General features: G+C 65.3%; 23 protein-coding genes. 9 read left to right on the top strand and 14 right to left on the bottom strand.

From position 1 onward, the window contains the following. The coding region (gene gloB, locus VFB18_RS10850) for a hydroxyacylglutathione hydrolase (RefSeq protein ID WP_324974824.1) at window positions 1-741 on the top strand (741 nt) is incomplete at its 5' end. A gap of 130 nt (window positions 742-871) precedes the next feature. Next, window positions 872-1,297: a cupin domain-containing protein gene (locus VFB18_RS10845; RefSeq protein WP_324974821.1), complete on the top strand. Its 426-nt coding sequence runs from the start codon at window positions 872-874 to the stop codon at window positions 1,295-1,297. Window positions 1,298-1,395: 98 nt separating this feature from the next. Here VFB18_RS10845 and phbB read toward each other — a convergent pair whose 3' ends face one another. Together phbB and VFB18_RS10835 are read right to left on the bottom strand one after the other, a co-directional pair. Then, window positions 1,396-2,118 carry an acetoacetyl-CoA reductase gene (phbB, locus tag VFB18_RS10840; RefSeq protein ID WP_324974818.1) on the bottom strand — a complete coding sequence of 241 codons (723 nt, stop codon included), beginning with the start codon at window positions 2,116-2,118 and terminating at the stop codon, window positions 1,396-1,398. A gap of 149 nt (window positions 2,119-2,267) precedes the next feature. Further along, on the bottom strand, window positions 2,268-3,449 hold the full coding sequence (locus VFB18_RS10835) for an acetyl-CoA C-acetyltransferase (protein ID WP_414675683.1): 1,182 nt from the start codon (window positions 3,447-3,449) through the stop codon (window positions 2,268-2,270). Between the two features lie 230 nt (window positions 3,450-3,679). Between VFB18_RS10835 and phaR the strand changes: the two genes are divergently transcribed. Continuing rightward, the gene (gene phaR, locus VFB18_RS10830) at window positions 3,680-4,294 is read left to right on the top strand and encodes a polyhydroxyalkanoate synthesis repressor PhaR (protein ID WP_324974812.1); all 615 of its coding nucleotides are present in this window, start codon (window positions 3,680-3,682) and stop codon (window positions 4,292-4,294) included. 123 nt (window positions 4,295-4,417) lie between these two features. Here the strand turns inward: phaR and VFB18_RS10825 are convergent, their stop codons facing one another. From VFB18_RS10825 to ftsE, 5 genes are all read right to left on the bottom strand, one after another. Continuing rightward, a complete protein-coding gene (locus tag VFB18_RS10825; RefSeq protein WP_324974809.1) occupies window positions 4,418-4,828 on the bottom strand; it encodes a hypothetical protein in 411 nt (136 codons plus the stop codon). 126 nt (window positions 4,829-4,954) lie between these two features. After that, window positions 4,955-5,698, bottom strand: a complete 744-nt coding sequence (locus tag VFB18_RS10820) for a lysophospholipid acyltransferase family protein (RefSeq protein ID WP_324974806.1) — start codon at window positions 5,696-5,698, stop codon at window positions 4,955-4,957. A 12-nt stretch (window positions 5,699-5,710) separates the two neighbouring features. Continuing rightward, on the bottom strand, window positions 5,711-6,403 hold the full coding sequence (locus VFB18_RS10815; protein WP_324974803.1) for a YdcF family protein: 693 nt from the start codon (window positions 6,401-6,403) through the stop codon (window positions 5,711-5,713). Window positions 6,404-6,500: 97 nt separating this feature from the next. Beyond that, complete coding sequence (locus VFB18_RS10810; protein ID WP_324974801.1) at window positions 6,501-7,505, bottom strand: ABC transporter permease; 1,005 nt, start codon at window positions 7,503-7,505, stop codon at window positions 6,501-6,503. Window positions 7,506-7,515: 10 nt separating this feature from the next. After that, the gene (gene ftsE, locus VFB18_RS10805) at window positions 7,516-8,172 is read right to left on the bottom strand and encodes a cell division ATP-binding protein FtsE (protein ID WP_324974798.1); all 657 of its coding nucleotides are present in this window, start codon (window positions 8,170-8,172) and stop codon (window positions 7,516-7,518) included. A gap of 138 nt (window positions 8,173-8,310) precedes the next feature. On the opposite strand from ftsE, the gene VFB18_RS10800 reads away from it, so the two are divergent. Both VFB18_RS10800 and hpt read left to right on the top strand, forming a co-directional pair. Further along, a complete protein-coding gene (locus tag VFB18_RS10800; RefSeq protein ID WP_324974795.1) occupies window positions 8,311-9,375 on the top strand; it encodes a zinc-ribbon domain-containing protein in 1,065 nt (354 codons plus the stop codon). A gap of 2 nt (window positions 9,376-9,377) precedes the next feature. Beyond that, the gene (gene hpt / locus VFB18_RS10795; RefSeq protein WP_324974792.1) at window positions 9,378-9,914 is read left to right on the top strand and encodes a hypoxanthine phosphoribosyltransferase; all 537 of its coding nucleotides are present in this window, start codon (window positions 9,378-9,380) and stop codon (window positions 9,912-9,914) included. Here hpt and VFB18_RS10790 read toward each other — a convergent pair. Beyond that, window positions 9,911-12,235 (bottom strand): S8 family serine peptidase, encoded by a 2,325-nt coding sequence (locus tag VFB18_RS10790; RefSeq protein ID WP_324974787.1) that lies wholly within the window; start codon window positions 12,233-12,235, stop codon window positions 9,911-9,913. The two genes, hpt and VFB18_RS10790, sit on opposite strands and share 4 nt — an antisense overlap. Window positions 12,236-12,478: 243 nt before the next feature. Here VFB18_RS10790 and VFB18_RS10785 point away from each other — a divergent pair, with 243 nt between their 5' ends. Beyond that, window positions 12,479-12,658 carry a hypothetical protein gene (locus VFB18_RS10785; RefSeq protein ID WP_324974785.1) on the top strand — a complete coding sequence of 60 codons (180 nt, stop codon included), beginning with the start codon at window positions 12,479-12,481 and terminating at the stop codon, window positions 12,656-12,658. A gap of 127 nt (window positions 12,659-12,785) precedes the next feature. Here VFB18_RS10785 and VFB18_RS10780 read toward each other — a convergent pair whose 3' ends face one another. The 4 genes from VFB18_RS10780 to argH form a co-directional block, all read right to left on the bottom strand. Then, a complete protein-coding gene (locus VFB18_RS10780; protein WP_324974781.1) occupies window positions 12,786-15,539 on the bottom strand; it encodes a TIGR02302 family protein in 2,754 nt (917 codons plus the stop codon). Window positions 15,540-15,643: 104 nt separating this feature from the next. Continuing rightward, window positions 15,644-16,927 (bottom strand): diaminopimelate decarboxylase, encoded by a 1,284-nt coding sequence (gene lysA, locus VFB18_RS10775; RefSeq protein ID WP_324974778.1) that lies wholly within the window; start codon window positions 16,925-16,927, stop codon window positions 15,644-15,646. A 15-nt stretch (window positions 16,928-16,942) separates the two neighbouring features. Continuing rightward, window positions 16,943-17,128, bottom strand: a complete 186-nt coding sequence (lptM, locus tag VFB18_RS15810; protein WP_414675682.1) for an LPS translocon maturation chaperone LptM — start codon at window positions 17,126-17,128, stop codon at window positions 16,943-16,945. A gap of 43 nt (window positions 17,129-17,171) precedes the next feature. Next, window positions 17,172-18,578 (bottom strand): argininosuccinate lyase, encoded by a 1,407-nt coding sequence (gene argH / locus VFB18_RS10770; protein WP_324974775.1) that lies wholly within the window; start codon window positions 18,576-18,578, stop codon window positions 17,172-17,174. A 269-nt stretch (window positions 18,579-18,847) separates the two neighbouring features. Here argH and VFB18_RS10765 point away from each other — a divergent pair, with 269 nt between their 5' ends. Then, a complete protein-coding gene (locus VFB18_RS10765; protein ID WP_324974772.1) occupies window positions 18,848-19,318 on the top strand; it encodes a TlpA disulfide reductase family protein in 471 nt (156 codons plus the stop codon). A 9-nt stretch (window positions 19,319-19,327) separates the two neighbouring features. On the opposite strand, the gene VFB18_RS10760 is transcribed toward VFB18_RS10765, so the two are convergent. Both VFB18_RS10760 and VFB18_RS10755 read right to left on the bottom strand, forming a co-directional pair. Further along, window positions 19,328-19,771: a hypothetical protein gene (locus VFB18_RS10760; RefSeq protein WP_324974770.1), complete on the bottom strand. Its 444-nt coding sequence runs from the start codon at window positions 19,769-19,771 to the stop codon at window positions 19,328-19,330. 38 nt (window positions 19,772-19,809) lie between these two features. Further along, a complete protein-coding gene (locus VFB18_RS10755; protein ID WP_324974768.1) occupies window positions 19,810-20,922 on the bottom strand; it encodes a D-alanyl-D-alanine carboxypeptidase family protein in 1,113 nt (370 codons plus the stop codon). Window positions 20,923-21,294: 372 nt separating this feature from the next. Between VFB18_RS10755 and VFB18_RS10750 the strand changes: the two genes are divergently transcribed. Together VFB18_RS10750 and VFB18_RS10745 are read left to right on the top strand one after the other, a co-directional pair. Beyond that, window positions 21,295-21,852: a sigma-70 family RNA polymerase sigma factor gene (locus VFB18_RS10750; RefSeq protein WP_324974766.1), complete on the top strand. Its 558-nt coding sequence runs from the start codon at window positions 21,295-21,297 to the stop codon at window positions 21,850-21,852. Beyond that, window positions 21,849-22,565 (top strand): anti-sigma factor, encoded by a 717-nt coding sequence (locus VFB18_RS10745; RefSeq protein ID WP_324974764.1) that lies wholly within the window; start codon window positions 21,849-21,851, stop codon window positions 22,563-22,565. The genes VFB18_RS10750 and VFB18_RS10745 overlap by 4 nt, the downstream gene beginning before the upstream one ends. Window positions 22,566-22,693 lie beyond the last annotated feature (128 nt).

The raw sequence follows: 22,693 nt of genomic DNA, 5'->3' as shown, positions 1-22,693 counted from the left end.
ACCCGCAGCGACAATTTTGGCGTGCTCATCCACGATCCCAAGACCGAGGCGACAGCCGCGATCGATGCGCCGGACGCCGAGGAACTGCTCGCGGCGCTGCACGAGAAGGGCTGGACGCTGACCCACATTTTGACCACGCATCATCATCACGATCACACGGCGGGCAATACCATCGTCAAACGCATGACCGGCTGCACCATCATCGGACCGGCTCTCGAGGCGGGCTCGATTCCCGCCATCGACGTCAAGGTGGCGGAGGGCGACACCATCGATATCGGCAGCGCCAAGGCGACGGTGATCGAGACGCCGGGACACACGAAAGGCCATGTCAGTTACTACTTTCCCGAGGATGAGGTCGTGTGCGTGGGCGACACGCTGTTCTCGGTCGGCTGCGGCAAGCTGCTCGAAGGCGACGCCAAGACCATGTGGGGCTCGCTACAGAAGCTCATGATTCTGCCGCCGGAGACCAAGGTCTATTGCGGTCACGAATATACCGACAAGAATTGCAAGTTCGCGCTGACCATCGAGCCCGAGAACGAGGCGCTTCGAGCGCGCGCGGCGGAAGCGGCCGCACTCACCGAGAAGGGCGAGCCCACGCTGCCGACGACGATCGGCGAGGAGCTTGTCACCAATCCCTTCCTGCGCCCGTCGAGTCCAGAGATCCAGAAGCGCCTCGGCATGGAAGGGAAGCCGCTCCACGAGATCTTCGGCGAGATCAGGAAGCGCAAGGACCGGTTCTAGCTCGGGTCATGACAACCGCGACTCTCGCAACTCTTGTTAGCTGTCTCGGCAGGCTGGGCAATTATACTGCTGCTGCTCTTGGCAGGCAGGCCCGAGTAAGGGGCGTTTACGCGCAAGGTATGGAGAGGCCATGAGCGAAGCGCTAAGCGCTGACGAAGTCATCGCCCATCTCGGGCTCAAGCCGCACCCGGAAGGCGGCTGGTATCGCGAAACCTTTCGCGACGCGCGCGGACACGGCGGTCGGGCGCACTCGACGGCGATCCTCTTCCTGCTCAAGGCGGGAGAGGTGTCGCGCTGGCACCGGGTCGATGCCGCCGAGATCTGGCACTGGTACGGCGGCGCGCCGCTTCTGCTCACGGTCAAGGGCGAGGACGCCCGCCACGAATACCGGCTCGGATCGAACTTGCTCGCGGGCGAGCATCCGCAAGCGCTTGTGCCGGCGGGTGCGTGGCAGACGGCGCGAAGCGAAGGCGCCTGGACGCTCATGGGCTGCACCGTCGCCCCCGGCTTCGACTTCTCGGGCTTCGAGATCGCGCCGGAAGGCTTCGAGCCCTGACGGGCTGAAGCCAGAAATCAGAAGTCAGAAAGTCAGAAAGGGCACCTGCTGGCTTCCGGTTTCTGATTTCTGGCTTCCGATTGAGCGGAGCTCAACCATCAATCCATGAACTGGCCGCCGTTGATGGTGAGCGTCGAGCCGGTGATCCAGGACGATTCGTCGGCGGCGAGGAACACGACGCAGCGCGCCACCTCCTCGGCCTCGCCGAGCCGTCCCACCGGGATCTGGCTCACGATCGACTTCATCACCTCGTCGGACACGCCGGCGAGAAGCTCGGTCTTGACGTAGCCCGGAGCAATCGCGTTCACGGTGATGCCCTTGCGCGCGCTCTCGAGCGCGAGTGCCCGGGTGAAGCCGATCAGCCCCGCCTTGGCGGCGCAGTAATTGGTGAGGCCGAGCTGGCCCTTCTGGCCGTTGATCGACGAGATGTTGATGATGCGGCCAAAGCCCCGCTCGCGCATGCCGTTGATCACCGGACGGGTCTGGTTGAACACCGAGTCGAGATCGGTGCGGATCACCTGCTCCCACTGCTCGTGCGTCATCTTCTGGAGCATGGCGTCGCGCGAGATGCCGGCGTTGTTGACCAGCACCTCGATGGGACCCACCTCGTTCTCGACATTAACGATCCCCTGCTCGGAGGCGGCGTAGTCGCCCACGTCCCACTTGAACACCGGGATCTTGGTTTCCTTGTTGAAGGCCTTGGCCGCCTCGTCGTTGCCGCCGTAATTGGCGGCGACGTTATAGCCCGCCGTCTTCAGTGCCTTAGCGACGGCGGCACCAATGCCGCGCGTACCTCCCGTGACGAGAGCAACCCTTCCCATGCCTTCCTCCCTTGGACGGCGCTTCTTCGGCGCCCGCTGCTACACTCGGCATCGTCATGCCGGCCTCGAGCCGGGCATCCACGTACCGGATCCGGACCAATCATGAACGGCCGGGACAAGCCCGGCCATGACGCGGTCTTACTAAAGCGTCACTCCCGCTCGACGCACATGGCGATGCCCATGCCGCCGCCGATGCAGAGCGTGGCGAGGCCTTTCTTGGCGTCGCGCTTCTGCATCTCGTGCAGCAGGGTGGTGAGGATACGCGCGCCGGAAGCGCCGATCGGGTGGCCGATGGCGATCGCGCCGCCATTGACGTTCACCTTGCTCGCGTCCCAGCCCATGTCCTTGTTCACGGCGAGCGCCTGGGCGGCAAAGGCCTCATTGGCCTCGACCAGGTCAAGATCCTTGATGGCCCACCCGGCCTTCTCCAGCGCCTTGCGCGAGGCGGGGATGGGGCCCGAGCCCATGATCTTGGGGTCGACGCCCGCCGTCGCCCAGGAGGCGATGCGGGCCAGAGGCTTGAGCTTCCGCTTCTTGGCTTCCTTGGCGCTCATCAGCACGACGGCGGCCGCGCCGTCGTTGAGGCCCGAGGCGTTGCCTGCCGTCACGGTGCCTTCCTTGTCGAAGGCGGGCTTCAGCTTGGCGACATCCGGATAGTTGGCGCCGTCGCGGATGTACTCGTCCTCAGCGACGACGGTCTCGCCCTTCCTCGTCTTCACCGTGACCGGGGCGATCTCGTCCTTGAACCGGCCGGACTTCTTGGCGGCTTCGGCCTTGTTCTGCGAGGCGACGGCGAACTTATCCTGGTCTTCGCGGGTGATCTGCCACTGGCGGGCGACATTCTCCGCCGTGTTACCCATGTGGTAGCCGTTGAAGATCTCCCACAGCCCGTCCTTGATCATCGTATCGATGAGCTCCATGGCGCCCATCTTCTGCCCGGCGCGGAGATGGGCGCAGTGCGGAGAAAGGCTCATGCTCTCCTGCCCGCCCGCGACCACGATGTCGGCGTCCCCGCTCGTGATCTGCTGGGCGCCAAGCGCCACCGCGCGCAGGCCCGAGCCGCACACCTGGTTGACGCCGAAGGCCGTCTTCTCGACCGGAATGCCGGCAGCGACGGCGGCCTGACGCGCCGGGTTCTGTCCTTGGCCCGCGGTCAAGACCTGGCCCATAATCACTTCATCGACGTCGGCCGGAGCCACGCCCGCGCGGTTGAGTGCCGCCTTGATGGCGACCTCGCCAAGCGCATGCGCCGGCAGGCTCGACAAAGCGCCGTTGAAAGAGCCAACGGGCGTCCGCGCCGCGCTGACGATGACAATATCCTCGTCTTTCATACCCATCTCCAAACTCCCGAAGGGACCAAGGTCATAACGTAGTGACTCCATCTATGGAAGCCCACCCCCCGGGGTAATGGATGGTCCAACGCGGAGCCCCAGTCTTTGATCTCCATTAAGCTTCCCGGCAAAGCCTCTGGTGCTGCGCACAAGGAACGTGCTACTGATCTCGCAGGTGCGGTATAAAGTAGTCTTGGGGCTCGGCCCCAAGGCGTAGGAGCGCTAGAGACGTGGCAAGGGACGCGGAGCAGGAGAGCCGGCCGGTCATCATCAAGAAATACGCCAACCGCAGGCTCTATAATACCGACACGAGCACCTATGTGACGCTCGAGGACCTCGCCGAAATGGTGCGGGGCGAGCGAGACTTTGTCGTCTACGACGCGAAGACCGGCGAAGACCTCACCCATTCTGTGCTCACGCAGATCATCGTTGAGCAGGAGAGCCGGGGCACCAACCTGCTTCCCATCGGCTTCTTGCGGCAACTGATTCGCTTCTACGGCGACTCGATGCAGAAGCTCGTGCCGAGCTATCTCGAGTTCAGCCTCGATTCGCTGACGCGCCAGCAAGAGCAATACCGCAGGCGATTCGCGCACGCCTTCGGCACCGCCGCCTTCGAGGCGATGCAGGAGCAGGTGCGCAAGAACTTCGCCACCTTCGAGAAGGCGCTCGGCCTGTTCACGCCCTTCGCCAAAGGTGCGGGCGAGGACGGCAACTCTCATGTCGAGCCGGGCGCTCAGCAAAGCGAGACGCAAGCAGCCTCGCCTAAGTCCGAGGATGAGATCGCGGCGCTGAAGGCCGAGCTATCGGCAATGCAAGAGCGCCTCGATCAGCTCTCCCGGCGGTAGCCCTCTAGAAACCTCGTCACGCCCGGCCTTGGGCCGAGCATCCACGATTTGATGTCGCCACGAGAGAATCGTGCACGACCGGGACAAGCCCGGCCATGACCAATCGCTGGACAGTGAAATAACCTAAGCCGCGGTGGCCTGGAGCCGGCGGGAATGGGCCGCGGTCAAGTCGGCCTCGACGCCGGCGCGCTCGTCGGCATCCGCGGCGAGGAGGTGGATGTGCACCTCATTCGCCCCGATCTTCGCCCCCTCGTGGCGAAGATGGGCGAGGTTGAGCGAGACGGCATCGTCCTTGGTCTGGCCGAAGGCAAGCGCCAGGCGGCGTCCGTCGTCGGAGCGGCGGACAAGAATATAGTTGGCGCGCGGGAGCGCGGGGCAGCCGATCAGGCTGTAGACGCTATGCAGATAGCGCCGGCCCGAGGCCCCCCGCCAATAGTGGAAGGCTTGCGCGAAGGCCGCCTCCGAGCAGACCAGCGCCGGCTCATCGGCCGGGCCGAAGGAGTCGAACTCGGCCTCTACTTTGCGCATCCACATGGGGGTCCCGTCCGTTAATCCTAAATCTGAACCCTCAAATGGGTCTGTCGGTGACGAATTCAAGACAGTACTCGTTACGATTCCGTGGAACAAAAATAGAACTCTCGCCCCAAGACAGTCAAGCACTCAAAGGTTAACGCCGTGCATACTGGCGGATTCCTTGGCCCTTGCTTCGGCCAAAAGCCGGCTCGAGGCGGTCTCGATGGCGGAAGTGAGTCGAGCCATGAACTCGGCCTTAGGCAGGCAGGGGGGAATGGGATCGAGGAATTCGACGACCACCGTCCCGGGGCGTCGCATAAGGCTCCGCCGTGGCCAGAACACACCCGAGTTGAGCGCGACCGGCACGCACGGAATACCAAGCGCCTCGTAGAGCAGGACGATGCCGGTCTTGTAGTCCGGCGGGGCGCCGGGCGGCTTACGGGTCCCTTCGGGGAAGATGATGATCTCGCGCCCTTGGGCGACGCGCTTCTTGGTCTCGCGCAGCATGGCGCGGAGCGCAGACGGGCCCTTGTCGCGATCAACCGGGATCATCTCGAACTTGCGCGAGAACCAGCCGTGAAACGGGATCCAGAACAACTCGCGCTTCATGAGCAGAGCCGGGTCGCGGAAGAGGGGGATGAGGCCGAAGGTCTCCCACGCCGATTGGTGCTTCGAGGCGACGAGGCAGGCGCCCCCGGGCAGCTTCTCATGCCCCCGCACTTCGAGCTTGAGGCCGACGATCACCTTGAGCAGCCAGAGCTCGAAGCGGCCGTGAACGGCAAGGGCCGCCATCGCCCATCTGCGCGGACCGAACAGCAACGGACTGCCGAGGACGACGAACAGCGCCGTCGTCACGTAGAACAGGAGATTGAACAGGAGCGAGCGCGCCATCAGGCGAACAGTTTACGGCTCGGGCGCGGTCTCGGCGACCTTGTCGCGTCCCAACAGGAGATTGGCGAGCCTGGTCAGGCCAAGCCGGCCGAGCGCCGGGAGATATTTCAGATATTCGCTCATCAGGAGCTTGGTGGTCCCGGGGTAGGTCCACCAGCGCTCGAGATAGACGTTTTTGTCGATGACGGGATAGGCGATCAGCACCACGCTCGGCATAACGCGGCCGAGCTCGGCAAGCGCGCGCGGCATGTGATAGTTCGAGGTCACCACGATGACCGAGCGGAACCGATGCTGGGCGACCCACTCGGCAGTCTCGGTGGCGTTGTCGATGGTGTTGCGCGCTTCCTTGTCGATGTCCACGCAGCAGGCGAAATACTGGCCCCCTTCGCTCGCAAGCTTCTTGAGCTCCTCCTTGGTGGTGGCGCGATAGACGCCGGTGATCAGCACGCGCTTCCCCTTGCCCTCGGCGAGCAGCTTCATTGCCTGGTCGATGCGGTCGGGTCCGCCGGTCAGCACGGTGATGCCGTCGGCCTCCCGCACGGTCTCGCGCGGCTCGCGCTCGATCCCGCTCGCGAATACGGCAAAGCCGATGAAGAACAGAACGAAGAGGAACAGCACGCCGTCGAAGAGGAGGCGCACCCCGCCCAGGAATCCGCTGAACCGGCCCGGCCTCTCGTCCCGTTCCTCGATCCTCTCCTCGCTCACCGGTCGCTCCACCCCCCTCTGGCGGGCGCAAGAATAGGCTGAAATGCGCGGCCCATGTAGCAGGCTTTGGCGTACAGCAATGTGAAAAACCCGTGGATCACTCGTAGGACTTCAGGACGCGGATCACGCCGAGCCGCGAGGTCACCATGCACAGGCAGGCGACAACGAAGACCACGAGGATGCAGAGGAGGTAGCCGGTAAAATCGAGCTCGCCGGTGCCGATCAGCCGCTCGGTCTCAGCCGTGGTCACGACGCCGCCGCCGCCGAGCATGTGGGTGAGAACGGGGAACAGCAGGAAGGCGATCGCGGCGGCGATGGCGCCCACGAGCCCGGCCCTGATGCCGAGCCCAAGGAAATGCCGCTCGAACTCGCGGCTGATGAAGCGCTCGTTGGCGCCGACATAATGCAGCACCTCGATGATCTCGCGATTGGTGGCCATGGCGCTTCGCGTCGCCGAGACGATGACGGCGATGGTGGCGGCGGCGACGAGGCCGAGCACGGCCAGGCCGCCGAGTGCGGCCGAGCGGGTGAGGGTCTTGATCTCGGTTTGCCAGCGGCGGTGATCGTCGAGCGTGACGCCCTCGAAATTCTGGGTGAGCGCGTCTCTGATCACGCCGATGTCGGGGGGATTTGAGCGGTCGATCTCGACGGCGATCAGGCGCGGGATCGGAAGCGCCGAGAGCGCGGTGGTCTCGCCGAGCCAGGGCTCGAGCAGCTTTGCGCTGTCCTCGGCGGTCAAGGGTTTCACCTTGGTGATGCCCTTCTGCTTGGCGAGAAACAGCGAGACCAGCGTCATCTTCTTCTCGATGTCGGCGGTGTTGATCGGATCGAGTTCGACGGTGATCTCGCTCGTGATGTCGTTCACCCAGGCCTGGGCCGAGCGGTTGATCATGTACACGGCCCCGGCCGTGAGGCAGGCGAGGAAGGTCATGATGGCGATCACCACGGTGAGCGCGTTGCCGGCGATCGAGGCCGAGGGAACGATCTGCGAGGAGCGCGAGGCCTGGAAGCGGGCCGGAAGCCAGGTCACGACGCGCCGCGGCAGGAGTCCGGCAATGAGGCTCGTCCAGGGGTATTCGCGGATGTCGGAGAGGAAGGTCACCGGGCTGGCCTTAGCGAATCTGCAGATGGCCGTTCAAGAGAGTGAGGCGGGGCGCGTCGAGCTGGTCCATCAGGGCATGGTCGTGCGTCGCGATGATGACCGAGGTGCCGAGCCGGTTGAGCTCGACGAACAGGCGGAGCAGGCGGTTGGCGATGACGGGATCGACGTTGCCGGTCGGCTCGTCGGCGAGCAAAAGCTCGGGCCGGCCGATCACCGCGCGGGCGATCGCCGCGCGCTGCTTCTCCCCGCCGGACAGGACCTCGGGATAAGCGTGCATGCGGTCGCCGAGGCCGACCCAGCGCAACAGGTCGGTCACGTCATCGCCGTAGTCCTGCTCGCGCTTGCCCATGACCCGCAAGGGGAGCGCCACGTTCTCCCAGGTGGTCAGATGGTCGAGAAGGCGGAAATCCTGGAAAACGATGCCGATCCGCCGCCTCAGCTCGGCGCGGCCCTCGGGCGACAGGGCGGAGACGTTCTCGCCGAGAACGAAGACGAGCCCCCTGGTCGGCCGGAGCGACATGAACAGGAGGCGCAAAAGCGTCGTCTTTCCGGCCCCCGAGGGTCCGGTCAGGAAGTGGAAGGACCCGGGAAGCACGTGGAAGGTGACGTCGCGCAGAATCTCCGGGCCGGCGCCATAGCGTAGCCCGACATTGTCAAAGCGAATCACCCGTCTTCCTAAAGCCTCTTAACATTGGCCCCGACTTTCGCTCTTTATGCTGAACTCGCTGTCCGGTATCAATGGAATTGGGCAACGACATGGGGGCTGCCGCAGGATTAAGGGTTGCGGCCGCTTTTGGCTTCTTGGATGACGCTCATTATCTGCCCTTCTTGCGAGACGCGCTACGAGACCGCGGCGGTTTTCCCGCCTGAAGGCCGGAAGGTGCGCTGCTCGAAATGCGGCCATGTCTGGCAGGCCAAGGCGGTGGCGCAGCCGGAAGCCCCGGCGGCGGGGCTCAAGGTCGTTTCCAAGGCGCCTCCGTCGCCCAAGCCGCTTCCCTCGCCGGCGCCGGCGCAGAGGCCGAAGCCCAAGCCGGCCGTGGTGGGGACCGGCACGGACGGCCTGGCAAGACTGGCCGCCGCAGCGGCCAAGCCCGCGCCGAGCCTCGCCCAGAAGATGGCCGCGGCAACGGCGCCCGAGGCACGGCTCGACGCCGATTTCACCGCCGACGAGGACTTGGCCGCCCAGGTGGAGCGCATGAACACCGAGGCGGCGATGGCCGCCGAAGGCGTGCTCCCCGACGAGAAGCCTTCGAGCGGCGGAATCTTCGCCAGGCTGCGGGGCTCGAAAAAGGCCCCGGCGCCCGTCAAGCCTCCCGAGCTTCCGCCCGAGCCGCCAGCGGTGGCGGAGCCTCCCGAGGAACCGGCCTTTGGCGACGTGCCCCCGGCAGAGGCCGAGCTTGCGGCGGTTGTCGCCGGCGAGCACCCTCCGGTTGAGGCTCCCTCGCGCGCGGTCGCCATAGGCTGGCTCGCTCTCCTCCTTTTCGTCGGGCTGATCGCCGGAATGCTCGTCTTCGCCAAGGATACCGTGCTTTCGGTCCTCCCCGGCGCGCAGAAGCTTTACGGCCTGTTCGGGGGCGGCGCCGCGAGCGGGCTGACCTTCGAGGGCGTGCGCTACGGCTGGACGAACGACGGCGGCCAGACCGTCCTCGAGATCCAGGGCGAGGTGGTGAATTCCGGTTCGGCACCCGCTTCGGTGCCGCAGGTCGTGATCGCGCTCCGCGACGACAAGGGTAACGAGATCTCCGAGTGGACCACCGACGCGGGAGCTGACGAGCTTGCCCCCGGCGAGCATGCGGCCTTCATGCGGCAGATCCCCTCGCCGCCGAGCAATATCCGCAGCGTCAAGGTACGCCTGGCCAAGGCCGAGTGAGCATGACCGCGGCCGCGGCGCCCTCGATCACGCCGCTCTACAGCGAACAGGCGATCGCAAGGCGCGTCGATGAACTCGCGCAAGAGATCGCCTCGCTCAACCTGCATGACCTCATCATCATCGCCATCCTGAAGGGGAGCTTCATCTTCGCCGCCGACCTGATCAGGGCGCTGCAGCGGAAGGGACTCCATCCCGAGATCGATTTCATTTTCCTCGCAAGCTACGGCGCGGGGACCTCGTCCTCCGGCGAGGTCAAGGTGCTGCGCGACGTCGAGAGCGCGCTCGAAGGCCGCGACGTCGTCATCGTCGACGACATACTCGATTCAGGCCGCACGCTCGCTTTCGCCAAGGCGCTGCTTGCCGCGCGCGGCAGCCGCTCGGTCAGGACGTGCGTGCTCCTCGACAAGGAGGTGCGGCGCGCCGCCGAGATCGAACCCGACTTCACCGGCTTCCATTGTCCCCCGGTGTTCGTGGTCGGCTACGGCATGGACCTCGCCCACCACTATCGCGAGCTTCCGTTCATCGGCGAGGTCACTTAGTCGGCGACGGCACCGCGCACGACAAGGGCGAAGGGTTGGGGCGCGCGAGGCACATTCGAGCCGACGATTTGCACGCGATATTCGCCTTTCGGGGCTCGTTCCAGCTGTACGATCTCCACATTGTTGGCCGCGTCCAGACTTTCCCCGCTTGGAGAACTGCCATTGCCGGCCAAGACACGACCGTCGGGAGTCTTGACGATCAGGTTCAGATTGTTGACGAGGCGCGGGCCGGGATAGTCGGAATAAGCGAGCACGATGCGCAGCGGGTGTGAGCTCGATCCGAGACGGATCACGCGCTCCGTCATATCTCCGGTCGAAAGACCAGCGCCTTCGATGAACAGGAGCTTGATCGGCGGTTTTGCCGAGACGACGGCATCGACATTCACGCGGCCGAAGCCTTGATGGTAGTCGAACGGCTGCGCATTGTTGTCGGTGGAAACGCCCTTGAGATATTGCGCCCCGGCAATAAGAGCCGCCTTGAGCAGCGCCGCCGAGGGCGAGGCGATCCGGCACTTCTTGCGCAAGAACTCGCGAATGATGCCGACAGCCCCGGCGGTAAGTGGCGTCGCCATGCTGGTTCCGCAGTCGTACATGTAGAGATCGCTTGCTTGGAATCGCGCCCAGCCGAAATTGTTGGGAGCGATCATGCGCGAGCGCGTCGATAGGATGAAGGTTCCGGGCGCGACCACGTCGGGCTTGATGCGGCCGTCGCGGGTCGGGCCCCGACTGCTGAAGGCGGCAATTTCGTCTGGATTGTCCGCCAGGCGATTTGAACGGATCGGCTCGGCCGGGTAGTCGTTGGGCCAAGTGGATCCATAGCGCTGCGTGAATTCAGGACGGCGACTTTCGCAGGCGCCGACGGTAATACAATTCTTGGCCGTTCCAGGCGCGGTGACGCTGCCGAGATCGACAATCCCGTCCCGATCCTGATCCGTGCCGTCATTTCCCGCTGCGAAGAGAACGCAAAAGTCGGGTTTCGACCACACGAAGGCATCGACCTGTCTGCATTGTTCATCGTACTCACCGGGGTGGCTGCCGCCCCAGGAATTCGAGTGAATCCGCGCGCCTTTGGCGTAGGCGTCGGCAAACAGGGTTTTGAGATCGCTTGGTATTCCCGAGAGGACAAAGCGGGGCTGTCCTCGAGGATTGCGCCAATGCATCTCCTGTTCGATCGCTTGGAACACGAGCTGGCTGCGATAGCTCAAGCCGCGTATGGGACCGTTAAGATTCGGCAGGTTCGAGGCGCCGACGCCCGCGCCGAGGACCGATCCGCTCGTGTGGGTGCCGTGACCGCTGTCGATATCGGCCGCGCCGTCGTCTGCCCCCGGATTGTAGACATCGCCGTCGAAGTCGGGCGTGATGGGATAACTCTTTATGGAGAGAACCCGCCCGGCGAAATCGGGGTGGAGATTGTTCTTATCGCCGCTGTCGAGACCTGTGTCGGCAACGGCGATCACCTCGCCCGCGCCGCTCAGCTGCAGGCCGCCATGCGCCGTACCCAACGCCGCTGCGGCTTCCATGATCACCGCGGCTTGATTGTTGGAGCTGCGCTTGATGGGTCGTTCGCTGATTCGACTGACGCCGTGGACACGCGAAAGCGCATCGAGTTGTTTGAGCAAGCTGCGCCGCGCGGTCTTGTCGGTTTGCACGATGATCAAACCCGACTTTGCTTGGTCGCTAAGAACGCGAAAGCCCAGCCTCTTGATCTTGCCGGCAGCCTTGGCGGCCTGCTCAGGCAGAAAAAATTGAACCGTGTAGACGCCGGGACGGATGCGAGTGCGCGGCACGTTAGGCAGCGGCTCTCCCGGATCGCGGCCTGCGCCCGCGAGGGCATGGCTGGCTATGCGTAGTTCGTACGGCAGATGACCGACCCAAAGCACGCACGGCAGCTCGGCAACCTTTTCGACCGCGCCCTCCGCCATATTGGCGATGTAGGAGAAGCCCTCGTACGGCTGAACCAGCTGCGCTCCCGCCTTGCGCGCTTGGTTGAGCCAGGCGCTTTTGATCGGCCCAACAAACTGTACGACATAGTGATGCGGACCAGGCGGCAGGCGCTTGGCGCGCTTTCGCGCGGCCTCGGCAGACTTCCTCTTGGTCTTCGCATCGACTTGCGCAATCGATGTGGGAATCTCGTTCTTGCGCGCGTCGATGGCATATTGGGAGGTGATGTCTTCGAGCAGATAGGTGCGACTCAGTCGCTCCGCCGCGTCGTCAGGGGCCTCCACAACCGTGAAGGCCGGGTACTTGGCGATCAGCTTGAGCCCGTTGGTGTCGAAATCGAGCGGCGCACCGGAGTCGTAGATTTTCAGCACCCGCGCCATGATCTCCTCCCTGGATACAGCTATTACGTGTAATGAGTGTAGAATTGCACTCCTGGGCTGAATTCGTCTAGCACCAGCTGTATATCAGGCATGGCTACTACTTAATGGCGCAGGCAAAAGCCGGCTCAGAACTCCTTGGCTGCGCGATGGGCCTCGGCCGCCGCTGCCCTGAGCGCCTCTCCGCCGGCGAGACCGGCGGCAAAAGGGCTAGCCTAGAGGCACCCCGACTGGTGAGATGAGGCCATGACTACGATCGAGTTGATCTTCGCCCTCGTCGGCGCGGCCATTCCGCCGGTGGTGATCGTGCAGGCCTTCCGCAGCAAGGCGATGGACCGCTGGCCCGAGGGCGTGCTGGTCGGTGTCTATCTCGGGGTGCTCGGCTCGATCAGCGTGATCGCGCTGCTCGCCTATTTCTTCTGGTGATGGCTCGCTATGCCCGGGCTCGGGCCGGGCATCCAGGGGCAACAGAACTCGGAGTGAGCGGCCGCTGCATCGCCGGGTCAAGCCCGGCGATGACGCAGGTGGGGAAGATCAAACATTCCCGCTCGGGCTAGAACGGCTTGATCAGGCGCTCGAGATAATCGAGCTCGAAGGCGGGCCGCTGCGGATCGCCGAGCCGCTGCCTGATCTCCTCGAGCACCTCTCTGGCGCGCTGGATGTCGATCTCGTCGGGAACCTTGACCGACAGGCCGAGATCGGGCCGGTTCGAGCGGTCTGGACGGCCGAGCGGGTCGCGCCCGTTATTGCCCGGGCCCTGTCCCGCCTGGATCTCTCCGTTCTCCATCATCTGCTCGGCGAGCGATTGGGCGCCTTTGCGCAGACTGTCGAGCGCCTCGTTCTGCGCCTGCGTGGCGCGGTCGAGATCGTCCTGGCCGAGTGCGTTCTGCGCCTCGCCCATCGATTTGCCGGCGCCGTCGAACTGTTCCGGCGCGTCGGCGCCTTCCATGCGGAAGCGGTCGATCAGGCTCTGCAGCTTGTCTTTGAGCTCCTGCTGGCGCTTGGCGAGGTCGCCGTGCTGTCCCGAGGGCTGGCCGCCTTGCGGCTGTTGGCCCATTTCCAGCTTGCCTTCACCCGGCCGTCCGCCCTGTTTGCCGGACTCGCCCTGGCTCTTGAGCTGACCCTGCTCGGTTTCTCCCGGCAGGTCCATGAACGGTGCCATGCCCATGCCGGGACCGAAGTCCATCGGCTGACCGGGCGGGCTGATCTCGAATTGCTGACTCTGCTGGCCGCCCTGCTCGCCCTGCTTGCGCTTGGCCGCGAACGTGTCGTCGAGCAGCTTCTGCTGCTTGGAGATGACGTCGTTCAGGTCCTTCATCATGCGGCTTGCGCGCTGCTGCCGCGCATTCTCAGGCATGTTGCCGGCCTGCATGCGCTCGATGATGTCCTTGAGCTCGGACAGCATGCGCTCGGCCATCTCCTTGGAGCCGGCCTGGGCGAGCTTCTCGATGTTGGCGAGCATCTTGTCGAGGTCCTGCTGGGAGAGCAGCTGATCGCCGTTCTTCTGCTGCTCTTCCTGCTTCGCCATGTTGCCCTTGTCCTGGGCCTGCTGGGCGAGCGCCTGCATGTAGCGCGACAGCGCCTGGCGCAGATTGTCGACAAGCTGCTTGATCTCCTCGGGCGAGGCGTTCTTCTGCAGGGCCTGAGACAGCGCGTCCTGCGCCGACTTCAAGTCGCGCTCGGCCTCGGGCAGGTCGCCGTCCTCGATGCGCAGCGCGATCTGCCAGAGCTGATCGACGACGCTGCCGATCGCCTCGCGCGAGGAATCGCTCATCAGCCGCCAATAGGCATCGCGCAGCGACAGATAGATGAAACTGTCGTCATCGAGCTTGTCAGCGCCGATGGTAAGCGCGTCGAGCGCTCGGGCGACGGTTTCGGGGGCGCCCGGATCGCGTACGAGCTTCTTGCGCTGCTCGACCACGGCCTTGGCGAGCGGCTTGGAGAATACGCGCTCGGGCAGCACGAACTCGTAAGGGACGCTCTGCCCGGCTTGGCCGGCCTGGTCGCGGGCGACGAGCGTCATGCGCACCTTGAGGCCTGCCCAAGGATGGGCGGTAAGATCCTGGGTGGAACGACCCTCGACGTGCTTGGCGTTGGCGCGCGGCAATTGCAACGGCATGGCCGGCGGATCGAGCAGCGGATCGGCCTGGTCCTTGGCATTCGCGTCCTTGCCCTTGGCGTCGGCGGGGCTGACGGGGAAAGGATCGGGTGCGGCAAGCCCCGCATCCTCGCCCTCGGCGAGGGTGAATTTCGCCTCGGCGTTGGCGACGCCGTGATCGTCGTCGGCGCGGAAGAGAAGGCGCAAGGCTCCGCGCGGCGTGGTGGTGGGATTGCCCATCAGGCTGATGGTCGGCGCCTCGTCCTTGATCAGCTCGAAGCGCCATTTGGCGACGACGTAGCCGTCGATCTTCACCTCGGCGCTGCCCGGCTCGTTGAGGGTCGCGGTGAACTCGGTGAGACCCTCGGTGCGGCCGGTCTTGGGCTCGGCGACCTTGGCGATGGTGCCTTCCTCGTTGCTGGTGACGAGGCTCACCTTCTCGCCCTTAGGCGCATGCGCGCGCACGATCAGCTCGCTCCGCTCGGGCACGGAGAGCGCGCGGAAGGTCTCGGCGCCCGCGCCGATCGTCTCGCTGCCGTCGGCAAGGACGATGGGCGGCACGTCGGTATAGACGGGGGGCGTGACCCAGGCATCGAGGCGGATGAGCGATGGGGCGCCGCTCGCGGCCGGCGAGAAGGCAAGCCGCAGCCGATCGAGCCCGTTCGGTCCGGCGGCGAACAGGGCGGCAATCAGCGCGACGAGAAGGAGCGCGCGGATGGCGTAGGGGTCTTTGCGGTCGGTCCTTGGCTCGGGCCAGGTCGGCTTCAGCCTCGCGATCAGCCGCGCCAGGCGTTCGCGATGCGCCGCCCAAAGCAATGCGGTGTCCTTGACCGGGGCGCCGCCGAGCCGGTCCTCGTAGGAGGTCGCCGGGCGGTGCTTGACGTTCGCCTTGGTCTCGAGCCGCCGCAGTGCCTCCTCGCGTGTGGGCAAGGCGATGCGGATGAGCGGGAGGAGTGAGGCGACAAGCGCGACGCCGAAGGCGCCGAGCAGGATGCGGTGGGCGAGCGGCGGGGTGATGCTCCACAGGTCGAGCAGGGTGACGACGAGGAACGTGCCGACGACGAAGAACGGCCACAGAAGAGCTTCCCAGATGCGCTCAGCAAGGAGCGCAAGAAGGCTCAGGCGCACCTTGCGTTCGAAGCTCTTGGCGAGCGCGCCATCTTCGTGCGTCTCGGGCGGCGTCGGTTTTGGCCGGAACACGGCTTTCATGCGCTCTTCTTTAGCACGGGAGCGGGGGCTGCTCGTAAGTTACGTTCAGTTAATGTGGGGCTCGATGCGGGCGAAATGGAGGCTCCGCGTGCAATCAACGCGCATCACAGCCAACCGGGCCTAAGCTCTCTCGCAAGCATGTCGTCGTAGTTCGGCCGCGGCCGCGTCACGGCATAGCGGCTCCCGGTCACCAGCACCTCGGGGACCAGCAGCCGCGAGTTATACTCGGAGGCGAGCACCGCACCATAGGCGCCGGCCGTCATCACCGCGATGAGATCGCCGGGGCGAAGGGCGGGGAGGGGGCGGGCAAGGGCGAGGTAATCCCCGGTCTCGCACACCGGGCCGACCACGTCGGTGATGATGGCGGGCGTGCCCGGCATCGGTTCGATCACCGGCCAGATCTCGTGATACGCCTCGTAGAGCGTCGGCCTGATCAGGTCGTTCATCGCCGCGTCGACGATGGTGAAGGTCTTCGCCGCGCCCTTCTTCACGTAGAGCACGCGCGAGACGAGGATGCCGGCATTGCCGGCGATCAGGCGCCCCGGCTCGAACAGGAGCTTCACGCCGAGATCGCCGATTTCCTCCCTGACCAGGCGCGCGTAGTCGGAGGGCGCCGGCGGCACCGGCTCGTCGCGGCGGTAAGGGATGCCGAGGCCGCCGCCGAGATTGACGAAGGAAATGGCGAAGCCTTGGCCGCGCAGCGTACCGACCAGCTCCTTGAGCAGGGCAAAGGCGTTCCTGAACGGCTCGAGGTCGGTGATCTGGCTGCCGATGTGCATGTGCACGCCGGCCGGCTCGATGAAGGAAAGCTCGCGGGCGAGACGGTAGAGCGCCGCCGCTTCGGCGAAGGGCACGCCGAATTTGTTCTCGGCCTTGCCGGTCGCGATCTTGTCATGGGTCTTGGCGTCGACGTCGGGGTTGACGCGCAGCGCGATGCGCGCGGTCTTGCCCCTGGCCTCCGCCACCTCGGCAAGCGCCCTGAGCTCGGGCTCGGATTCGACATTGAAGGCGAAGATGCCGGCATCGAGAGCAAAGGCCATCTCGGCCTTGGTCTTGCCCACGCCGGAGAAGGCGATCCGCTCGGGCGGAACATTGACGGCCAGCGCGCGGCGCAGCTCCCCTTCGGACACCACGTCCATGCCGGCGCCGAGGCGGCCAAGCGTGTCGAGCACGCCAAGGCTCGAATTTGCCTTGACCGAATAGCAGACGAGAGCGCCGTCCAGGCCGGCGAAAGCGTCGGCGAACACCCGGTAGTGGCGCTCGAGCGTTGCCGTCGAATAGCAGTAAAACGGGGTTCCTACTTCGGCAGCGAGGCCGGCAAGGTCGACCTCCTCGGCGTGGAGCACGTTTTCGTGGGACACGCCGCGCCGGTAGGCGAAATGGTGCATTGAAGAAGAGTCGGTCTATTGCAACAGGCGGTCGATCCAGAGGCTGCGAGCCGGAGCCCTCGACATCTTGGTGGACGGGTCTGCTTTCGTCTCGGGATAGGCGGGCGTCGGCCGTTCAAGTGAGCCGCGGCGGCCGCAGGCCGCAAGACCCACAGACACCACGAGCAGAAAAGCTATCAGGATGCGCAATGCGCGTCCCATTGGTCGTGCCCCTGTCGCGCGGGCCTTTTGCGAGGCCCTTCAGCTACCCCTTTTTACGCGACAAGGGCTTCTTCGCCAAACGCTTTATCCACCGCTTTGCCGCGGTTTTGACATTTGAGGGGGCGGTCCCGCCGTAGCTTGTGCGGCTTTTGACCGAGCCTGCGACGTCGAGCGCCTTAAAGGCTTCCCTGGTGATCCGGGGCTCGACCGACTGCAAATCGGCCAAAGTCAAGGCCTTGAGCTCGACTCCCTTGGCGTCCGCCAGGGCAACGATTCGCCCGGTCAGGTGATGGGCCTCGCGGAAGGGCATCTTGAGATTGAGCACCAGCCAGTCGGCGAGGTCGGTCGCGGTCGAGTGGCCGAGGCCCGCGGCCTTCCGCATCGCTTCGACGTCCGGCGCGAGATCCTCGACCATGCCGGCCATGGCGGCGAGCGCAAGCTTCAGCGCATCGAGCGCATCGAATAGTGGCTCCTTGTCCTCCTGCATGTCCTTGGCATAGGCGAGCGGAAGGCCCTTCATCACCATGAGCAGCGCCTGCAAGGCGCCGGCGATGCGGCCAGTCTTGGCGCGTACGAGCTCGGCGGCGTCGGGGTTCCGCTTCTGCGGCATGATCGAGGATCCGGTGGTGAACTTGTCCGACAGGCGGACGAGCCCGAATTGCGGGGAGGTCCACATCACGATCTCTTCGGCGAGCCGCGACAGATGCATGGCGGCGATCGAGGCTGCGGCGAGCGTCTCGAGGGCGAAGTCGCGGTCGGAGACGGCATCGAGCGAGTTCGCCGCCGGCCGGTCGAAGCCGAGCGCGTTTGCCGTCATGTCACGGTCGATGGGGAAACTCGTGCCGGCGAGCGCGGCGGCCCCGAGCGGGCACTCGGAAAGCCGCGCCCCGGCGTCGGCGAATCGCCCGCGGTCACGGGCGAACATCTCGACGTAAGCCAGCAGATGATGGCCGAAGGTGATCGGCTGCGCCGTCTGGAGATGGGTGAAGCCCGGCATCACCGTGCCGGCATGGGCGAGCGCCTTGTTGGCGAGCGCGAGCTGAAGCGCGGCGAGCGCGGCATCGATCGCGCCGATTTCGTCCCTGACGTAGAGCTTGAAGTCGGTCGCCACCTGGTCGTTGCGCGAACGCGCGGTGTGGAGCTTACCCGCGACCGGGCCGATCAGCTCGCGCAGGCGGTTCTCGACGTTAAGATGAATATCCTCGAGCGCTCGCGAGAAATTGAAGGTGCCGGCCTCGATCTCAGCCTCGATCTTGCCGAGCCCGCGCGCGATGGTTTCGGCTTCCTTTTTGCTGAGGATGCCGGTCGCGCCGAGCATGGCGACATGGGCCTTAGAGGCCCGGATATCGTGGCGCCACAGCCGCTTGTCGAAGCCGATGGAGGCGTTTATCTCCTCCATGATCTCGGCGGGACTTGCGGCGAAGCGGCCGCCCCACATGGTGTTGGTCATCGCTGTCTGACCTAAAGCAAGACGAAAGTGAGCGGGAAGACGTGAGCGAACGCAGTGAAACAAAGCGTGCCGCGCCACCGGCTAGGCTTCTCGTCGCGGGAGCGCTTGCGGCGATTGCCGGATTCGCGACGGTATATTTGAGTTTCGCCCCTCCTGACAATGGGCCGTCTGAGCCGGGCGCATCCGTTCCCGCCGCCGAGGCGCCGGGGGCGCCCCCTGCCGATCAGGGGGGAGGGGGAGGGGCTCTCGCCGGCCTCAACACGGGCGCCATGGCGCCGCTTCTCGTCAGGGCAAAACCGCTCGATGTCCCGGCGGTCGAGTTCCTCGACGGCGACGGGGCGACCAAGTCGCTCGCCGATTTCAAGGGCAAGGTCGTGCTCCTCAATATCTGGGCGAGCTGGTGCGTGCCCTGCCGCGAGGAGATGCCGGCCCTCGACAAGCTCGAGGCCGAACTCGGCGGCAAGGACTTCGCGGTGGTCGCGGTGAATATCGACAAGGGCGGTGCCGACAAAGCGCGCGCCTTCCTCGCCGAGACCGGCGTGACCCATCTTGGCCTTTACACCGACCCGACCGGCAAGTTGTTCGCGGCGCTGAAGGCGGTCGGCATGCCGACCACGCTCGTGCTCGACCGCGACGGCAAGGAGATCGGACGCCTCGTCGGTCCAGCCGATTGGAGCGCGCCGGAGGCCAGGCGCGTGGTGGAGGCGGCGGTCGCGGCGAGAGCGTCCGACGCGTCCTGAGGCAGCGCGCTACTTCACCGGGGTAACGGCGTCCTTATCGAGGCGATAAGTATAGGTGCAGTGATCGGCGGTCGGCTTGTTGCAGGGGTCGCCTGCGGTCGTCACGTACATCATGGGCTTGCCGCCCGATTTGTCGAACTTGTAGCTCTGCACCAGATCCTCATAGACGAGGTCCCACGCGGTCTCGCCGTCCCAGAAATAGATCTGCAGGGTGCAGCCGGAGGCGGTGCACAGCGGATTGGGCGCGCCGTCGCATTTGAATTTCTTGTAGTCGGCGATCCAGTCCTCGCCGCCGTCGCCGTTCAAATCCTGCACGCTCAAGACAGCGTCGGCATTGGGCTTGCCCGCTTCATCCTTGCAAGACTGCGACGCGTCGGCGATCGCCTGCGCCACGTTGTCGGGTGGCTCGGCGCCACGGGCGGCGCCGACGCCCAAGCAGAGGACCGTTGTCACGAATGAAAGACGGCCAATGCGCAAAAGGCGGGACACGGTCAATTGGCGCCTGTTTTCACCGTCTTGCGCAGCGTTTTCTTGGTGGCTTTCACCGCGCCCTTGGCCACCGCCGCCGCCGCACCGGTCGTCGCGTTGACCGCCCCCTTGGCGACGGTCGCTGCCGCGTCGGTGGTCGCGTTGACCGCTTCTTCGGCGTCGAGATCGAGGATGGGTTTCTGTCCGTTGGCGCCGGTGCCGTATCTCTTGCGGGAGGCCTTGGCGACCTTGGCGCCGCAAATGCTATCGGCCATGTGGACCGGCGAGTCGTTCAACGAGGCTTGGATGGCGAGGCCGTCGAGGCTCGTGCCGAACAACGATTTCCAGAAATAGCGCTTGAAGCCGTTCTCCAGCAGGTCGGTGGCGCGCACGCGACGCGAGGCGACGGATTGCTCGCCGAGAACCACGGCGACGAGCTTCCGGCCGTCGCGGGTCGCACTCGCCACGATGTTGAAGCCAGACTCGCAGATGAATCCCGTCTTCATGCCGTCGGCCCCGGGCAGGCTCACGAGGAGGCCGTTATGGGTGCGGATGACCTGCTTGCCGACCTGGACCTGAGTGGTGGTGAAGATGTCGAGATGGTCGGGGAACTCGATGATGAGGGCGCGGGCGAGCCGCGCGAGATCGCGGGCGGTGGTGTACTGGCCTTCGGCGGGCAAGCCGTTCACGTTGACGAAATGCGTGCGCGTCATGCCGAGATGCTGCGCCGCCTCGTTCATCTTGGCGACGAAGGCTTCCTGGCTGCCGGCCACGCCCTCGGCGAGCATCACCGCGACGTCATTCGCGGATCTGACGATCAGCACCTTGAGCGCAACGTCGACGGTGATCGATTCTCCCTCCTTCAGCCAGAGCTTGCTCGGGGCTTGTTGGGTGGCGAGCTTGGAGCAGATGAGTTTGGTGTCGGGCTTGACCGTTCCGTCGCGCAGCGCCTCGAAGGTGACGTAGGCGGTCATCAGCTTGGTGAGCGAGGCGGGGAACCACATGACGTCGGGATCTTCGGCGTAGAACACCGTCCCGTTATACGGCTCGAAGACGAGGGCAGGCCCTGCGGTTGCCGCCGAAGGAGCGGACAGAATCGCTCCCACGAGGAGGCCAAGACCCACGCGCCTCAGCATCATTCCGATCCCTCACCAAGCCGCTGCCGTGGCGTCCGTTCCCATCCGCACAAGACGTGCGCTCGCGCCGTCGTAAGAAAATCAGCCACCCCCACCCCCAGGAACGGCCGAGCCCCCCATAGTCCTTCGAATTTCGACTGTTCCGTGGCGCTGAATATTGCCGACGTGAGCGCCGAGCAGCCGAATCACGGGGTCATGGTTAGGATGAGCCAGAACCCGCCGGGAGAGTAGCGCGCTCGCCCCAATTCGCAACTGCGAAAATTCACTTGACCTAGGGCTGGACTTGCCCGCGCGCGCGACTACAGACAGGATCGGCAATCCGCGCTAGTGATTGGCGCATTCCTAGGCAATTTCTCCGGGTTTTCGCCGGCGATGGACGCAAGCGCGAGGCGCAAACAACTTTCCGCCGCGATCCGCCGCGCCGCCGCCGGCGACCGCGCGGCCTTGCGCCTCATCTATGATGAGACCGCCGCGAAGCTTTTTGGCATCTGCCTTCGTATATTGAATGACAGAAGCGAGGCAGAGGACGTGTTGCAAGAGGTTTACCTTGCGGTCTGGCAGAAGGCAGGAGCGTTCGACGAGACGAAGGCGAGCCCGATCACTTGGCTCGTGGCCATCGCGCGCAATCGCGCCATCGACCGGCTGCGCGGCAGCGGCCTAGTGCGGCGCGCCGAGCCGATCGAGGCGGCCGAGACGGTGTCCGATCCCGCCCCGCTCGCCGAGGAGATGTTGGTGAGCAGCCAACAGCAGGCGCGTCTTGCTTCGTGTCTCGAGGAGCTCGATGAGCGGACTGCCAAGGCGATCCGGTCAGCGTTCATCGGTGGTTCGACTTATGAGGAACTGGCGCGGGCGTGGAACGTCCCGCTCGGCACCATGAAGAGCCTGATCCGGCGCGGCCTCGCCAAATTGAGAGCATGTCTTGAGCGATGAGCGACAGCGGCACGACAGGTCTTGAGGAGCACGGGGCGCTTGTCGCCGCCGAGTACGTGCTCGGCGTGCTGAACGCTGCCGAACGGCGCGCGGCCGAGCGCCGTATCGCTGAGGACAGCGCTTTTGCCGCCGAGGTCGCGTTCTGGGAGGAGCGGCTCGGCGGTCTTGCCGCGCTGGTGCCCCCGATCGCCCCTCCTGCCGACGCTTGGGCGCGCATCGAGGCAAGACTCGGCGGCGCGAGGCCGCGGCCCGCGCAAAGCGGGGGGTTGTGGCAAAGCCTCGCCTTCTGGCGGACGCTTGCCATCGGCGCAAGCGCGCTCGCCGCCGCATGCCTCGCCGGGTTGATTTATCTTGCGCAAGCGCCGGGCCTCGAGCCGCCGCTCGTCGCCAAGCTCGACGAAGGGCCGGGCAAATCGGGCTTCTTCGCCGCGGCAAATCCGTCGGACGGCACCCTCACCATCGTGCCCGCGGTGGCGCTCACCGGCGAGCAGCAGCACGCGCTCGAGCTCTGGCTCATTCCCGCGGGCGACAAGCCGCACTCGCTCGGCCTCATCGATCCGGAAAAGCCGATCAAGGTCGAGATCCCGGCCGAACTCAGGCCGCATGTCACGGCGGATTCGGTGCTCGCCGTGTCGGTCGAGCCGCCGGGAGGCTCGCCAACCGGTCAGCCCACGGGCCCTGTCATCGCCAACGGCAAGCTCGCCCTGCTTTAGGTTAGGCGTCCATTCCTGGTCGTCGGCTCCGGCCGATCCCGTCCCTGTCCATGTTGCGACTGAAAGGCTCCGGCAGGCGCCGCGGAAATGTGCCTTGCGTCGCGAACCAAAAACGACGGCGGTCCGTC

Source organism: Methyloceanibacter sp. (assembly GCF_035650995.1).
In the GTDB taxonomy this organism is placed as follows: Bacteria; Pseudomonadota; Alphaproteobacteria; order Rhizobiales; family Methyloligellaceae; genus Methyloceanibacter.
Note: the sequence above shows the minus strand (reverse complement) of the source record. Positions and strands in the feature narration are given on the sequence as shown.